Below are 15,529 nucleotides of genomic sequence, written 5' to 3'. Positions count from 1 at the left end.
CTGCCAGGCATCAAATAAAACAAAAGGCTCAGTCGGAAGACTGGGCCTTTTGTTTTGTCTGTCGTCCGTCCTGAATAGCGTAGGCAGTAAAAACCACCTGATGTGGTTCTGACTAAGAAATAAAAACCCTACCATTCCCTTGTATACGCCAGATGCTCGCCCATTTCCATACGACAACCTCACCTGAAATCCTTCCTGGTCATCCAGAATAATCATTCCCCTGCTAACTAAATTCGCAGTTATGGTTGCACAAACATCGGTAACAAATGTATAACATCTGTCTTACTAAATAATAAACAACATTGGCCGACAAAAGCATCGGATTATGGCAGGAGAAATATTGGCATGGCAGAAAGCACTGTAACGGCAGACGACAAACTGACAAGTAGTGATACTCGTCGCCGCATCTGGGCAATAGTAGGGGCCTCTTCAGGTAATCTGGTCGAGTGGTTCGATTTTTATGTCTACTCATTCTGTTCCCTCTACTTTGCCCACATTTTCTTCCCTTCTGGTAACACTACCACTCAATTACTGCAAACAGCCGGTGTTTTTGCTGCGGGCTTTCTGATGCGTCCAATCGGTGGCTGGCTATTTGGACGCATAGCCGATAAACATGGTCGTAAAAAATCAATGCTGTTATCGGTGTGTATGATGTGTTTCGGATCTCTGGTTATTGCCTGCCTCCCTGGTTATGAAACTATCGGTACCTGGGCTCCGGCATTATTGCTTCTCGCGCGTTTATTCCAGGGATTATCCGTTGGTGGAGAATATGGCACCAGCGCCACCTATATGAGTGAAGTTGCTGTCGAAGGGCGCAAAGGGTTCTATGCTTCGTTCCAGTACGTCACGCTAATTGGCGGTCAGTTGCTGGCCTTACTGGTGGTGGTTGTTCTACAACATACTATGGAAGATTCTGCTCTTAGAGAGTGGGGATGGCGCATTCCTTTTGCGTTAGGAGCGGTGTTAGCCGTTGTGGCATTGTGGTTACGTCGTCAGTTAGATGAAACTTCACAACAAGAGACGCGAGCGTTAAAAGAAGCGGGGTCAATGAAAGGATTATGGCGCAATCGCCGTGCATTCATCATGGTTCTCGGCTTCACTGCTGCGGGTTCTCTTTGTTTCTATACCTTTACCACCTATATGCAGAAATATCTGGTGAATACTGCGGGAATGCACGCTAACGTAGCAAGCGGCATTATGACTGCGGCATTGTTTGTATTTATGCTCATTCAACCGTTCATTGGCGCGCTGTCAGATAAGATTGGACGCCGAACCTCGATGTTATGCTTTGGCTCTTTGGCCGCTATTTTTACCGTCCCCATACTATCAGCATTGCAGAACGTCTCCTCTCCTTATGCCGCTTTTGGTCTGGTGATGTGCGCCCTGCTGATAGTGAGTTTTTATACATCAATCAGTGGAATACTTAAGGCTGAGATGTTCCCGGCACAGGTTCGCGCATTAGGTGTTGGTCTGTCATATGCGGTCGCCAATGCTATATTTGGTGGTTCGGCGGAGTACGTAGCGTTGTCGCTGAAATCGATAGGAATGGAAACGGCATTTTTCTGGTATGTGACATTGATGGCCGTGGTAGCGTTTCTGGTTTCTTTGATGCTGCACCGCAAAGGGAAGGGGATGCGTCTTTAGTGATGCGCTATTTGCCAGACGGTATAGCCGGTAGTTGCACCGGCTATATCCCAGGCAAAATCCTTCCAGCTCCAGCCGCTCCCCTCAGGGCGGCTATCCCAAAGCTCTTTTGACACTCCCAGCCCTACAGAGAACACCAGCCCGAACATCGCGCTGCGGTCGCGACTCATCCCCTGATGTTGCGCGTATTCATTTCCTGCGGCGGAAAGCATCGCCGAGGCGATAAAGTGTTGAGCTTTATCCTGCCCGCTCCAGCTATCGTTAGCCATATGGCTGCATCCAGAAAGTAACAATAGCAAACAGATAAAAAGAATACGCAACGCGGCCTCCAAATAACAAACCCCGTACAGGACGGGGTTCAGATTACAGGATACGGCTAATTAATCGGTCGATGCGGATGCGGCGCAAACGGCGGATAAGTTTGCGAACCTTTATCGGATAATCGGCAATACTTTGCAGATCGCGATAGTGCTTAACGATGGTGGTATGCTCGCGGATCAGCTCCAGTTCTTTCTCTCGCTGTGGCGCAAGCTCCAGTTGCGGATCGTGGATCAAAATGGCGTTTTCCAGATCCAGACGCCAGGCACGCGGGTTCAGGTTATTACCGGTTATCAGCATCCACTTATCATCAACCCACATTCCTTTCAGGTGATAAGTATTATCGTCATCTTTCCACAAACGGACCACTAACTGGTCAGTATTGACGTAATACTGCAAACGACTCAGGAAGCGACGCAAATTAATCTCATAAAGATAAGGCAACGCGCCAATTATCTTGAATGGCTCATCTTCCGGAATATAGAAGTCATTTGCGGTTTTATCACCAACGATAATTTCGACCTTTTTCCCTTCACGCAGCAGCTGGATGATATTGCGCACCAGGATTGCCGGCAGGTTGAAGTATGGCGTGCAGATAGTCAGTTTCTGTTCTGCACAGGGCATCAGATGGAAAATGGTCTTGTTCAACAGACTCGATTTCCCCAGCCCCACTAGCGGCGTTACGGAAAGCTGATCGTTGTCGGCATCTCCCTGGAAATGATAAGCGGCATCGCGCAGCTCCTGGCGGAACAGGCGAATGTCGTTCTTGATTTCCGGGCTTTTTGGGCGATGTTCATCATCCAGACGGTTAACACCGCGACCATTCATAATATTCTGCGTAACCCATTCAAACATAATGTCTGACATCTTGCGGTTACGAATCAGATGGTAACGGTCGTAGCGGTATTTATCGTGCTGATGCAGATAAACATCGTTCAGGCTGGCACCGCTGTAAAGTACGCTATCGTCGATGATAAAGCCTTTAAAATGCAGAACGCCCAGGGCTTCACGGGTATTGATGGGTACGCCATAAACCGGAACATCTACGCTCGGATTTTCCTGCGCCATGCGGCAGTACCAGTCAGCGTTAGTGTTAGATGCCGCAGCGCCAATGCGTCCACGTTGCGCACGATGCCAGTCGACCAGCACCCGCACATCCAGTTCCGGACGCTGCCGTTTAGCCTCATATAGCGCGCTCAGAATGCCTTTGCCACCATCATCCTGTTCGAGATACAGGGCGACAATGCAAATGCGCTGCTTCGCGCTGGCTATTTTTTCCAGCAGCGTCTCCCGGAAGTCGGCGGGAGCGTAAAAGAAATCGACATCATCAACTGATTGAGAAATCTTGGGTAGTTGGGCAAGATGTTGTTGATGTTTATTACGCTTAAATTTTGACAACATCACAGTGCATTTCTTCTCTGTTCATTGAAGGGTCCTCTGTGCAATGCAGACGACATAAGCGGGCAATAATAACACCAGTCCCGATTAAGTGGTCAACATTTCCAGTACCTTACTCATGATTCCTCGCGCTGGGCAAGATTTAGCGTAAGCCCAACGATCCCCTCTTCGAGCTGGATATCGACGTTAAACCCGAGCTTGCGGGCCAGCGCCACCATGCCACGATTGTTTGGCATCGTAATACCATTCAGACGTTGCAGTCCGTGATCTCGCGTATAGGTAATCAACTTTTCCATTAAGCGTCGACCTAAGCCTAACCCTTTGAGATCCGAGCGAACCAGTACAGCAAATTCGGCATCGATGTTATCAGGATCGGAAATCGCACGCGTGACACCGAGGATCTCTTCCGTTTGATCAATACGTTGCACCGCCACAAACGCCATTTCCCGATCGTAGTCGATCTGCGTCATGTTAGCTAAATCTTCATGGGTGAATTCGTTGATCTCGCTAAAATAGCGGTAATAAAGATCTTCTTTGGTGACTAGCGAAATAAATTGCTGAAGCTGTGGCTCATCTTCTGGCAAAATCGGGCGGAACAAGCAACGTTCACCGTTTTTCAATTCCACCCACTCTTCCAGCTGATGCGGGTACGGGCGCACTGCCAGCCGACTCTCGCTATCGCCTTCAAACGGCGCGATATCCAGCGTGACATCCAGCGCGGTAAATTCACTGCCAGAAGCCAGCAAAGGATGAATATCCAGACGCTGAATTTCCGGGCAATCGACAATCAAGTTGGAAACCTGCACCAGAAGCTGGCTCAAGCCTGCAACATCCAATGGACGCAGTGCACTGCGCGCACGAATCTTTTTACTTTTTATTCCCTGAATGACCAGATAACGGGCCAGGTTCATGTTCAGCGGCGGTAATGCGACGACGGCTTGATCTTCTGGACGCCACTCCACACCGCCTTCACCAAGCATGATCAACGGTCCGAAAACCGGATCCTGCTCGACCACTACCCGCAACTCCTGGGCGCCAGCACGGTTAGCCATACTTTGCACCAGCAGACCGTGGATCCGCGCCTGCGGCCAGGCCATTTTTACGCGATCGAAAATAGCGTTCGCGGCTTGCTGGACTTCATTGGCTGTACGCAGGTAGAGCATGACGCCCTGAACTTCCGATTTATGTGGAATATCCGGCGAACGCAATTTCAGTGCCACCGGATAACCAATCTGTTCAGCAATATGCACCGCTTCGGTGCTGTCGCTGGCAATCCAGGTGGGAAGCGTGTTCATGCCATACGCTTGCAGGATGGGCTGAACTTCATGGGTATCGAGCGACGTTGCTCCTTCGGCAATCGCCTGTTGCAACAGAAGATGCGCTTCTGCGGTATTAGAGGTCAGATTGCTGGGCAGTGCCGGCGTTTCGCGTAGTTGCTTCTGGTTACGTCGGTACTCCACCATATGCATAAAAGCGGTGATGGTTCCTTCCGGGGTGCGGTAGGTCGGCAGCCCGGCTTCGCTGAATAAACGTCGCGCCTCCTGCGAGGAGTGTTCGCCGCACCAGTTCGTCAGCAGAGAGACATACTTGCTGCGAGGGTGATGCTTTACCGCTTCAATTAATGCCAGTGCGCTTTCTGTGGCGGGAGCGGCAGCACTGGGCGAATGAATAACCATCAGCGCATCAAAATCCTGGCTGTGGAGCAGAATATCCAGCGTTTTAATATAGTGCTCACTGCTGGCGTCATCGCGCAGATCGAGCGGGTTAGAGATTACTACATGTTCTGGCAGCGCATCACGTAGTTTCTGGCAGGTTTCTTCGTTTAGCGTTGCCAGCTTGCCATTGCGTGACCATAAGGCATCCAGCGCCAGCGCAGCTGGCGCTGCACCGTTGCTGATAATCATCAGTCGGTCGCCACGCAATGGGCGCATATGGCTCAGGGTTTCCACTGCCGAAAACAGTTCGTGAGTGTCCTGCACTCGTAATAAACCGGCACGCTGAATAGCTGCATCCCATGCCGGGTCCATTCCTGCCGTCGTGTTGAGCAGTCGCTGTGCTGCCGGGCTACGTCCGCTTTTAATTACCAGAATCGGTTTATTACGCGAGGCACTACGGGCCGCCGAAACAAAGCGTCGCGCGTCGCTTAACTGTTCGAGATAGAGCAGGATGGCGCTGGTTTTACTGTCGCGCGCCAGATAGTCGAGCAATTCATCAACGTCGATATCCAGGCTGTCGCCGAGCGCAATAAAGTAGGAAAAGCCCATCTCACGCTGTTGCGCCCAGTCGAGGATGGTGTTGGAGACGGCAGCCGATTGCGAAATAAACGCCAGCTTGCCGCGTTTAATCGGCACAGGCGAAAAGCTGGCATTCAGACCTTGCCACGGCGCCAGTAATCCCAGACTGTTTGGTCCAAGCAGGCGCATGTTATGGCGCTGGGCGCAGGCGCGGAGATCTTCGTGTTGCGATGTCGGGGCAGAAAGAATAATGCAGGTTTTACAGCCTTTTTCGCCGAGTTCTTCCAGAAGCGCCAGATTGCGGCTGGCATTTGTACACAGCACAGCAAGGTCGGGCGTAAATGGCAGACTGGCAATATCCGGCCAGGCCAGTACGCCTTGTACCGCTTTCCAGGCCGGCGTCACCGGTAACACCGGTCCGTTAAAGCCTCCCGCCAGCAGGTTACGCATCATCAGGTAACCTGCGCGATTGGGTTTCATCGATGCGCCAATTACCGCAATCGATTTTGGTCGCAGTAGTGCTTCCAGTCCTCGCTGACTCATACCGGTCTCCCGCAGAAGTGACCGAATGATTTTAAACGCTTTCTAACTGTTCTGCTGTGATACTACCCAGATGTTGCGTTTTTCCTGCCAGATAGCGTGTTTTAAAGCGAGTGAAATGCTCGCCTAAGCTGGCCGCAGCCCTGGTATCGCCCGCCATATCTAAAAGTGCGATAGCCACTTCAGCGGTACAATATTGGCCTTCAGCCTGGGCTTCACGCAGGCGATAGGCAGAAAGCCGGGAAAGATCGACGGAAATGACGGGGAGATTATCCAGATACGGACTTTTACGAAACATCTTGCGCGCTTCCGGCCAGGTACCATCGAGCATGATAAACAGCGGTGGCTTACCGGAAGGCGGGGTGAAGATCACTTCCCGGTGCTCATCAGCATATGAGGCGGGAAAGACCACCATTGGTTGATAATCCGGGTTTTGCACCAGAGCCAGCAGTTCTTGTGATGGTTCGGTACGCGACCATTGAAACGCAACGGTATCAGGTAAAATATCAGCAATCAGACGCCCGGTGTTACTTGGCTTCATTGGCTCGGTGTCGAACATCAGCAAACAGAAGCGACTTTTTGCTTCCGCTGGGGTAATTGTCGAACAGAGACATAATTTCTCTGGCAAAAGACAGCGTTGGCAGCGACGAACGCGATTACCGCGGGCAAGAAAAGGACGTGTTGCGCGCGCAATACGTTTGGCGCGTAACTGGAGAACAGCGTTTTCGGTCATAAGAGAGCGTCGAAAAAACGCCATTGTCGCAGAGGAGAAAACGGGGCACAAGATGCGCCCCGGTAAGATTAAAGAGATTCGTTCAGCCAGCTGTCGAACGGCGCTTTCGGTACTGCGCCATTAAGCATGTCGACAACCTGACCATTTTTGAAAATCATGATCGTCGGAATACTGCGAATACCAAAGCGGCTGCTTAATTCACGTTCAGCTTCGGTATTCACTTTCACAAAGCGCACTTTACCGCTACGCTCTTGCGCAACATCTTCAAAAATTGGCGCGAAGTTACGGCAGGGGCCGCACCACGGCGCCCAGAAGTCGATCACCACAGGTAGATCATCTTTCAGCAATTTGTCGAGCGTTTCACCGGTCGCATTAATCACCTCTCCGTCAAACAAGTCGTGACCGCAGCGTCCGCATTTTGCCGCATCTTCGATCCGATCGTCGGGAATGCGATTGATGGCCTGACAATGGGTACAAACGGTATTCATAACTAACCTCGGGATGAGTAAGGAGACTTATCGGCAACGACGCCGGTATGTTTCTAATATGTTACATATTATCGGGAACATTGTTCTAGACAACAATCTGTTTTATTCAATGGGTATGATAGACGTAGGCTTTGGAACGAAATCATGGCGAACCGCGCGCACTTCGGGTAATCTGCGCGCTTCGCGCAGCGCTGGTGGAGAAAAGCATGAACGATGAAATGAAAAGCAAAAGCGGCAAGGTCAAAGTGATGTATGTCCGCAGTGATGATGATTCTGATAAACGTACCCATAACCCGCGTACCGGGAAAGGGGGCGGGCGTCCAGGAAAATCTCGTGCCGACGGTGGCCGTCGCCCCGCCCGCGATGACAAACAGAGTCAGCCCCGTGACCGCAAGTGGGAAGAGTCGCCGTGGCGCACAGTTTCCCGCGCGCCTGGTGATGATGCGCCGGAAAAGGCCGATCACGGTGGCATCAGTGGTAAAAGTTTTATTGATCCGGAAGTGTTGCGTCGTCAGCGTGCGGAAGAAACCCGCGTCTACGGCGAAAACGCATGTCAGGCACTGTTCCAGAGCCGTCCGGAAGCAATTGTTCGCGCCTGGTTTATCCAGAGCGTAACGCCACGTTTTAAAGAAGCATTGCGCTGGATGGCGGCAAACCGCAAAGCGTACCATGTGGTGGATGAAGCTGAACTGACAAAGGCGTCAGGTACGGAGCATCACGGAGGCGTGTGCTTCCTGATCAAAAAGCGTAACGGTACAACCGTGCAGCAGTGGGTAAGCAAGGCTGGTGCGCAGGATTGTGTACTGGCGCTGGAAAACGAATCTAACCCGCATAACCTGGGCGGTATGATGCGTAGCTGTGCGCACTTTGGCGTGAAAGGCGTTGTGGTGCAGGATGCGGCACTGCTGGAATCGGGGGCGGCTATTCGTACCGCAGAAGGCGGCGCAGAACATGTTCAGCCGATTACTGGCGACAACATTGTTGACGTGTTGGATGATTTCCGTCAGGCGGGCTACACCGTGGTGACCACTTCCAGCGAGCAAGGTAAACCGCTGTTCAAAACCAGTCTGCCAGAAAAAATGGTGCTGGTGCTGGGGCAGGAATATGAAGGGTTACCGGATGCCGCACGTGATCCGAACGATCTGCGCGTGAAGATTGACGGTACTGGCAACGTTGCTGGACTGAATATTTCTGTCGCAACTGGCGTTCTGCTTGGCGAATGGTGGCGTCAGAATAAAGCCTGATAAATCAGCCGGGTGGCAACTCTGCCATCCGGCATTTTCCCGCAAATTTACTCACTCTCTGCCGGTAATACAGGCATCCAGTCAATCGGCGTCTCGCCACGTTGTTCCAGCCACTGATTTGCCAGCACAAAATGGTTACAGCCAAAGAATCCACGATGCGCAGAAAGCGGTGACGGATGCGGTGCTTTCAGTACGTGATGGCGTTGCTTATCTATAATCGCCCCTTTCTTTTGCGCATGAGATCCCCACAACAAAAACACCACGCCTTCGCGATGCTGATTAATCAGGCTGATGACCTTATCAGTAAACGTCTCCCAACCGAGGCTGGCGTGGGAATGCGCCTGACCTGCGCGTACCGTCAATACGGTATTGAGCAGCAGAACGCCCTGACGCGCCCAGCTTTCGAGATAGCCATGCGCCGGGCGGGTAAAGCCTTGAACTGTATTTTCCAGCTCTTTATACATATTCAGTAATGACGGCGGAGTGGGGATACCGGGGCGAACAGAAAACGCCAGGCCGTGAGCCTGTCCGGGGCCGTGATAAGGATCCTGGCCGAGAATCACGACTTTGACATCGCCTAACTCGGTATAACGAAAGGCGTTAAAGACATCTTTTTGTGGCGGATAGATAGTGATGCCGGATTGCCGCTCGCTGGCGACGGTCTGAAGGGTATTAAGAAAATAGGGTTGTTGCTTCTCTTCAGCCAGCACGTCATGCCAGGTTAATTCGTTAGCCATCTCGCTCTCCTGCGAATCTTCAATCCGCCTAGCTTAACTGCTTCTTTCTACAGAGCAAAATCAAGCTCATTTTATAGACATAATCGACTGTAAAAAAATGTAAATTGGTAAAATTTCACACCCGCATAAGTTGATGTAAAACAATAAAATCCACTTGTCTCCACACTTGGCGTGTGTTTTTTATTGATTTAAATCAAAGAATCAGGGGTCTTTGAGGAGTATATATACACTCAAGCAACAATGGTTTTACCAATTGGCCGCGACAGGCTGATCAAATCAAATAAATTTTGCCGGGGAGGCATCACATGATTACAGGTATCCAGATTACTAAAGCCGCTAACGACGATCTGCTGAACTCTTTCTGGCTGCTGGACAGCGAAAAAGGCGAAGCGCGTTGCATCGTTGCGAAAGCAGGTTTTGCAGAAGACGAAGTGGTTGCAGTAAGCAAACTGGGTGACATTGAGTACCGTGAAGTTCCAGTAGAAGTTAAACCAGAAGTTCGCGTAGAAGGTGGTCAGCACCTGAACGTAAACGTTCTGCGTCGTGAAACTCTGGAAGATGCAGTTAAGCATCCGGAAAAATATCCGCAGCTGACCATCCGTGTATCCGGTTATGCAGTTCGCTTTAACTCTCTGACTCCGGAACAGCAGCGCGACGTTATCGCTCGTACCTTTACTGAAAGCCTGTAAGGCTTAAGTAGCAAGTTACTAAGCGGAAGAGGGCGACCTCTTCCGTTTTTTTTCATTAATAGAAAATACGTACCGCGCAATAAACCAGCAACAGTGCCAGCACGATATTTAACTGGCGACCATACTGGCGAAACAATCGCTGAAACAGATGCCCCGCCAGCGCCCAGCACACATTGCCAAACGTCCCAATCATTGCCAGCAAAACGCTGACGCCAACTACCCAGCTTAACGCCTGCGTTTGCGGCAGGACAAACGTCGATAGTGCCGTAATGCCGTACAAAATGATTTTGACGTTCACAAACTGTAGCGCAAAGCTTGCCCAAAAGCTGATCGGTTTTGCCTGAAGCCCGTCTTCCTTTGTTGGGCTGGTAGCGATTTTCCACGCCAGCCAGACAATATATGCCGCCCCCGCCCAACTCAACAGATGCACTGCCGCCGGGTCAATAACAGCCAGTGAAAACGAAATTCCCGCGCACAGTAGCATGACGATTAAAAATCCCAGACTCATCCCCGCCAGTACGCGGGTACTCTGACGAAACCCATGCGACGTGGCAGAACTAAGGGCGAGAATATTGTTTGGTCCTGGCGTGAGGGCAGTAATCAGGGTGTAGGTCCAAAAAGCACTTAAAAGGGTCGGTGTCACTTGTTATCTCCTCTGTTTTGGTAGACAGTACCCGACACAAAACATTTAAAAAAATGAATGTTTTCACATTCTAAGTTCGATATCTTTGATAGGTTTGGGATTATGGATCTGCGCCGTTTTATTACCCTAAAAACCGTGGTGGAAGAGGGTTCCTTTTTGCGAGCTTCGCAAAAATTGTGCTGCACACAATCGACGGTGACTTTTCATATTCAGCAGCTTGAGCAGGAGTTCTCGGTACAGTTATTTGAGAAAATTGGCCGACGGATGTGCCTCACTCGCGAAGGCAAAAAGCTGCTGCCGCACATCTATGAACTCACCAGAGTAATGGATACGCTTCGCGTAGCTGCCAAAAAAGAGTCGGAGCCGGACGGAGAACTGCGCGTTGTTTCGGGCGAAACGTTGCTCTCTTACCGTATGCCGGAGGTGTTGCAGCGTTTTCGGCAATGCGCACCAAAAGTGCGTTTATCATTGCAGTCACTGAACTGTTACGTGATTCGTGATGCACTACTGAATGATGAGGCAGACGTCGGCATCTTTTATCGCGTAGGGAATGATGATGCACTGAACCGACGTGAGTTGGGTGAACAATCGCTGGTGCTGGTGGCTTCACCGCAAATTGCAGATGTCGATTTTACTGAGTCGGGAAGACATAACGCCTGTAGTTTTATTATCAACGAACCACAATGTATCTTCCGCCAGATATTTGAGAGCACGCTTCGCCAGCGGCGGATCACGGTGGAAAACACCATAGAGCTTATAAGTATCGAAAGCATCAAGCGTTGTGTCGCGGCCAATATCGGTGTCAGCTACCTGCCACGCTTTGCGGTGGCAAAAGAACTTGCGAGCGGTGAATTAATTGAATTGCCCTTTGGCGAGCCGTCGCAGACCATTACAGCAATGTGCGCACACCATGCCGGAAAAGCGGTTAGCCCGGCGATGTACACTTTTATTCAGTGTGTTGAAGAGTGTTTTGTGGCTGGATAAAAAAATGCCGGGCTTAAACCCGGCATTATGATTACTCTTCTGTTGTTTGCGGTGGCACGCCCGTTCCGCTTGGTTTACGGCGCTTACCAATATTTTTGGTATCGCGATGGCGTTTTTTCACCCGCGGCTTCTCTTTCTCTTTAGCCTTTTTCTTCTCGGCGCGTTTTGCCAGTACTTTCTTCGATGGCTTGCCAGTCTGTTTCTCGCTTGGTGCACGCGTTTTCGGGCGTAACTCATCAATTACGCGAGCTTTAATTGGCTCTTCAATATAGCGACCAACTTTGCCTAGCAGCAGATGGTCATGAGCTTCCACCAGCGAAATTGCGGTGCCTTTACGACCGGCGCGAGCGGTACGACCGATACGGTGCAAATAAGTATCGCCACTGCGCGGCATATCGAAGTTAAAGACGTGGCTGACATCCGGAATGTCAATGCCGCGTGCGGCAACGTCGGTTGCAACCAGCACGTTAACGCGACCTTCGGTCAGGCGTTTAATCGCTTCATTACGCTTGCCTTGTACCATCTCACCTTCGAGATAGCAGTTGTTGATGCCCGCTTCGCGCAGCCAGTTTGCCAGCTCATGCACACGCTCACGCTTACGCACAAATACGATTGAGCGAGTCGCTTCAGGCTGTTTTAACAGATGCACCAGCAACGCGGTTTTATGCTCAAGATCATCGGCGCGGTAATACCACTGATGGATCTTTTTGCGCTCACGGGTGGACGGATTCGCAGAAACTTCCACCGGATCTTCCAGCAGACGCTCTGCAAAGTCCTGAATCGCATCGCCTTCCAGCGTTGCTGAAAAGAGCAGGGTCTGTTTACGCCAGCGCGTTTCGCCAGCAATATGTTCAATATCCTGAGCGAAGCCCATATCCAGCATACGGTCAGCTTCGTCGAGGATCAGCGTTTCAACCGCGCGGCAATCGAAGTTCTCTTCTTTTATGTATTGCAGCAGACGTCCGGTCGTGGCGACCACGATGTCCTGGTTTTCGCTGAAAACTTCTGCGTGGTTCATATAGGCCACGCCGCCGGTGATAGTGGCGATATCCAGATGCGTATGTTTCGCCAGTTCGCGGGCATGATCGGCCACCTGCATCGCCAGTTCGCGAGTTGGGGTGAGGATCAAAATACGCGGCGGACCGGATTTCTTACGTGGGAAATCGAGCAGGTGCTGCAACGCTGGCAGCAGATACGCCGCCGTTTTACCGGTGCCTGTCGGCGCAGAACCGAGTACATCACGGCCATCGAGCGCAGGCGGAATGGCGGCAGCCTGAATGGCGGTCGGGCGAGTGAAACCTTTATCCTGGAGGGCTTCTAGCAGGCTTTCGTCGAGTTCAAGTTCGGAAAAAGTCGTTACAGTCATGTTCTACCTCTGTGTGGGGCGCTGATTATAGACGTTACGGCTGCAATCTTCATCTGTTTGTATGGATATCGCTTCTCAGGTATTGTTCTTACCCGGTGCTATCGCCGTTTTTTCAGCAAGGTTTTATTTACATGTCACAGTCTACATCCGTGCTTCGTCGTAATGGATTTACTTTTAAACAGTTTTTTGTCGGCCACGAACGATGTGCGATGAAAGTGGGAACGGATGGAATTTTGCTTGGCGCATGGGCTCCGGTGGCAGGGGTAAAACGCTGCCTTGATATCGGCACTGGTAGCGGGTTGTTGGCACTGATGCTGGCGCAGCGAACCGATGACAGTGTGATGATTGATGCGGTCGAGCTTGAAAACGAAGCGGCTGCCCAGGCGCAGGAAAATATCGCCCAGTCCCCGTGGGCAGAGCGGATTAACGTCCATACAGCGGATATTCAGCAGTGGATCACACAGCAGACAGCACGCTTCGATTTAATTATCAGCAACCCGCCGTATTATCAGCAGGGAGTGGAGTGTGCGACACCTCAGCGGGAACAGGCACGCTATACCACCACGCTGGATCATCAATCCTTGCTGACCTGCGCGGCAGAGTGCATTACCGAAGAGGGATTTTTCTGCGTGGTACTGCCAGAGCAAATCGGTAATAGTTTTACGGAGCTGGCATTAAGCATGGGGTGGCATTTACGTTTGCGAACGGATGTGGCAGAAAACGAAGCGCGATTGCCGCATCGGGTGCTGCTGGCATTCTCCCCACTGGCGGGGGAGTGCTTTTGCGATCGCTTAGTCATTCGTGGGCCAGACCAGAACTATTCCGAAGCGTACACTGCGCTGACCCAGGCTTTTTATCTGTTTATGTAATGATTGACGGGGGAAAGGATCGACGGACCGGAATGCGTGAGCAGTTCCGGATAATCCAGCGTGAAATGCAACCCCCGACTCTCCTTACGCATTATTGCACAGCGAACAATCAACTCGGCAACCTGCACCAGATTACGCAGTTCCAGCAAATTATTTGATACGCGGAAGTGTGCGTAATATTCGTCTATTTCCTGTTGCAACATATTGATACGCCGCAGAGCGCGCTCAAGGCGTTTTGTTGTGCGCACAATACCTACGTAATCCCACATAAACAGGCGTAACTCATGCCAGTTATGTTGAATCACCACCAGTTCGTCAGGATTCTCAACACGGCTTTCATCCCACGGCGGTAACGTACTGACGCCACGCGCATAAGGCATACGTTTTGTAATATCTTCCGCTGCCGACCAGCCATAGACCAGACACTCCAGCAAGGAGTTAGAGGCCATGCGGTTAGCACCATGTAAGCCCGTATAACTCACTTCACCAATGGCATACAGGCCATCAACGTCCGTACGTCCATGATCGTCAACCATTACGCCGCCGCAGGTATAGTGCGCAGCAGGCACAATCGGCACCGGTTCTTTCGTGAGGTCAATACCCAACCCGAGCAACTTTTCATAGATCATCGGGAAATGCTGGCGAATAAATTCAGCGGGCTTATGGCTGATATCAAGGAACATACAATCCGCGCCGAGGCGTTTCATCTCATGGTCAATGGCGCGGGCGACAATATCGCGCGGGGCCAGTTCGCCGCGATCATCAAAATCAGGCATAAAACATGTGCCGTCCGGGCGTTTCAAATAAGCGCCTTCGCCGCGTAAGGCTTCCGTTAAAAGGAAATTCCGTGCCTGTGGATGGTACAGCGCGGTAGGGTGAAACTGATTAAATTCGAGATTGGCGACCCGGCAACCCGCACGCCAGGCCATGGCAATACCATCACCAGAGGAAATATCCGGATTGGTGGTGTACTGATAAACCTTCGACGCGCCGCCAGTTGCCAGCACCACCGCTTTAGCATGGCAAGTTTCCACGGTTTCTTTATTACGGTTCCACACCCACGCGCCGACAACCCGTCGCGTTCCAGGCAGGCCAATTTTGTCAGAAACAATCAGATCAACCGCATTGCTGCGTTCCAGCACACGAATATTCGGATGGTTCTGCGCCTTGCTCACCAGCGTGGTTTCTACTTCTCTGCCGGTGGCGTCGGCAGCATGAAGAATGCGACGGTGACTATGCCCACCTTCACGGGTCAGATGATAGCTTTTTTCGCCATTCGGCTGAACGTGGGTGTCAAACAACACTCCCTGATCGATTAGCCATTGCACGCAGGAACGCGCGTTGCTGGCGACAAATTCAACCGCATGGCGATCGCAAATGCCGGCACCAGCAATTAATGTGTCTTCCACATGCGAGTCTATGCTGTCAGTTTCATCAAACACGGCGGCGATTCCGCCCTGGGCATAAAATGTTGAGCCTTCCGTTACCGGGCCTTTGCTAAGAACGATGACCTGATGCTGGTCAGCCAGACGTAGTGCCAGTGAAAGCCCGGCTGCGCCGCTACCGATAATCAGCACATCACAAGAATGTTCAGGAAGAGTATTCATTTTGTTTGTTTAATTTACTAAACACGGTTTGGTCA

14 protein-coding genes are annotated in these 15,529 nt (G+C 51.2%); 5 read left to right on the top strand and 9 right to left on the bottom strand.

The features are described 5' to 3' along the window. Positions 1–345: 345 nt before the first annotated feature. Positions 346–1,644: an alpha-ketoglutarate permease gene (kgtP, locus tag FEK50_RS07890; protein WP_130207578.1), complete on the top strand. Its 1,299-nt coding sequence runs from the start codon at positions 346–348 to the stop codon at positions 1,642–1,644. Here the strand turns inward: kgtP and FEK50_RS07885 are convergent. The 5 genes from FEK50_RS07885 to trxC form a co-directional block, all read right to left on the bottom strand. Further along, the gene (locus tag FEK50_RS07885) at positions 1,641–1,964 is read right to left on the bottom strand and encodes a YfiM family lipoprotein (protein ID WP_131162547.1); all 324 of its coding nucleotides are present in this window, start codon (positions 1,962–1,964) and stop codon (positions 1,641–1,643) included. The genes kgtP and FEK50_RS07885 overlap by 4 nt on opposite strands. A 43-nt stretch (positions 1,965–2,007) precedes the next feature. Then, positions 2,008–3,363 carry a CDP-diacylglycerol--serine O-phosphatidyltransferase gene (pssA, locus tag FEK50_RS07880; protein ID WP_131162548.1) on the bottom strand — a complete coding sequence of 452 codons (1,356 nt, stop codon included), beginning with the start codon at positions 3,361–3,363 and terminating at the stop codon, positions 2,008–2,010. 113 nt (positions 3,364–3,476) lie between these two features. After that, positions 3,477–6,137: a protein lysine acetyltransferase gene (gene pat / locus FEK50_RS07875; protein ID WP_131162549.1), complete on the bottom strand. Its 2,661-nt coding sequence runs from the start codon at positions 6,135–6,137 to the stop codon at positions 3,477–3,479. 31 nt (positions 6,138–6,168) lie between these two features. Then, positions 6,169–6,867, bottom strand: coding sequence for a tRNA-uridine aminocarboxypropyltransferase (tapT, locus tag FEK50_RS07870; RefSeq protein WP_130207572.1), 699 nt, complete (start codon positions 6,865–6,867; stop codon positions 6,169–6,171). A 68-nt stretch (positions 6,868–6,935) separates the two neighbouring features. Then, positions 6,936–7,355 (bottom strand): thioredoxin TrxC, encoded by a 420-nt coding sequence (gene trxC, locus FEK50_RS07865; RefSeq protein WP_001098726.1) that lies wholly within the window; start codon positions 7,353–7,355, stop codon positions 6,936–6,938. A 206-nt stretch (positions 7,356–7,561) separates the two neighbouring features. Here trxC and FEK50_RS07860 point away from each other — a divergent pair, with 206 nt between their 5' ends. Continuing rightward, positions 7,562–8,599 carry a tRNA/rRNA methyltransferase gene (locus tag FEK50_RS07860; protein ID WP_130207570.1) on the top strand — a complete coding sequence of 346 codons (1,038 nt, stop codon included), beginning with the start codon at positions 7,562–7,564 and terminating at the stop codon, positions 8,597–8,599. A 47-nt stretch (positions 8,600–8,646) separates the two neighbouring features. Here FEK50_RS07860 and ung read toward each other — a convergent pair whose 3' ends face one another. Beyond that, positions 8,647–9,336: a uracil-DNA glycosylase gene (ung, locus tag FEK50_RS07855; RefSeq protein ID WP_131162550.1), complete on the bottom strand. Its 690-nt coding sequence runs from the start codon at positions 9,334–9,336 to the stop codon at positions 8,647–8,649. A 305-nt stretch (positions 9,337–9,641) separates the two neighbouring features. On the opposite strand from ung, the gene grcA reads away from it, so the two are divergent. Next, complete coding sequence (gene grcA, locus FEK50_RS07850; RefSeq protein ID WP_000627804.1) at positions 9,642–10,025, top strand: autonomous glycyl radical cofactor GrcA; 384 nt, start codon at positions 9,642–9,644, stop codon at positions 10,023–10,025. Between the two features lie 55 nt (positions 10,026–10,080). Here grcA and eamB read toward each other — a convergent pair whose 3' ends face one another. Further along, positions 10,081–10,668: a cysteine/O-acetylserine transporter gene (eamB, locus tag FEK50_RS07845; RefSeq protein WP_130214681.1), complete on the bottom strand. Its 588-nt coding sequence runs from the start codon at positions 10,666–10,668 to the stop codon at positions 10,081–10,083. A gap of 102 nt (positions 10,669–10,770) precedes the next feature. Between eamB and FEK50_RS07840 the strand changes: the two genes are divergently transcribed. Next, on the top strand, positions 10,771–11,652 hold the full coding sequence (locus FEK50_RS07840; protein WP_131162551.1) for a LysR family transcriptional regulator: 882 nt from the start codon (positions 10,771–10,773) through the stop codon (positions 11,650–11,652). A 31-nt stretch (positions 11,653–11,683) separates the two neighbouring features. Here the strand turns inward: FEK50_RS07840 and srmB are convergent, their stop codons facing one another. After that, the gene (srmB, locus tag FEK50_RS07835) at positions 11,684–13,018 is read right to left on the bottom strand and encodes an ATP-dependent RNA helicase SrmB (protein ID WP_000219193.1); all 1,335 of its coding nucleotides are present in this window, start codon (positions 13,016–13,018) and stop codon (positions 11,684–11,686) included. A 131-nt stretch (positions 13,019–13,149) separates the two neighbouring features. Here srmB and trmN point away from each other — a divergent pair, with 131 nt between their 5' ends. Continuing rightward, positions 13,150–13,887 carry a tRNA(1)(Val) (adenine(37)-N(6))-methyltransferase TrmN gene (gene trmN / locus FEK50_RS07825; protein WP_033549546.1) on the top strand — a complete coding sequence of 246 codons (738 nt, stop codon included), beginning with the start codon at positions 13,150–13,152 and terminating at the stop codon, positions 13,885–13,887. Here trmN and nadB read toward each other — a convergent pair. Beyond that, the gene (gene nadB, locus FEK50_RS07820) at positions 13,872–15,494 is read right to left on the bottom strand and encodes an L-aspartate oxidase (protein ID WP_131162552.1); all 1,623 of its coding nucleotides are present in this window, start codon (positions 15,492–15,494) and stop codon (positions 13,872–13,874) included. The two genes, trmN and nadB, sit on opposite strands and share 16 nt — an antisense overlap. Positions 15,495–15,529 lie beyond the last annotated feature (35 nt).

The organism is Escherichia sp. E2586 (assembly GCF_005781105.1).
Classification (GTDB): domain Bacteria; phylum Pseudomonadota; class Gammaproteobacteria; order Enterobacterales; family Enterobacteriaceae; genus Escherichia.
Note: the sequence above shows the minus strand (reverse complement) of the source record. Positions and strands in the feature narration are given on the sequence as shown.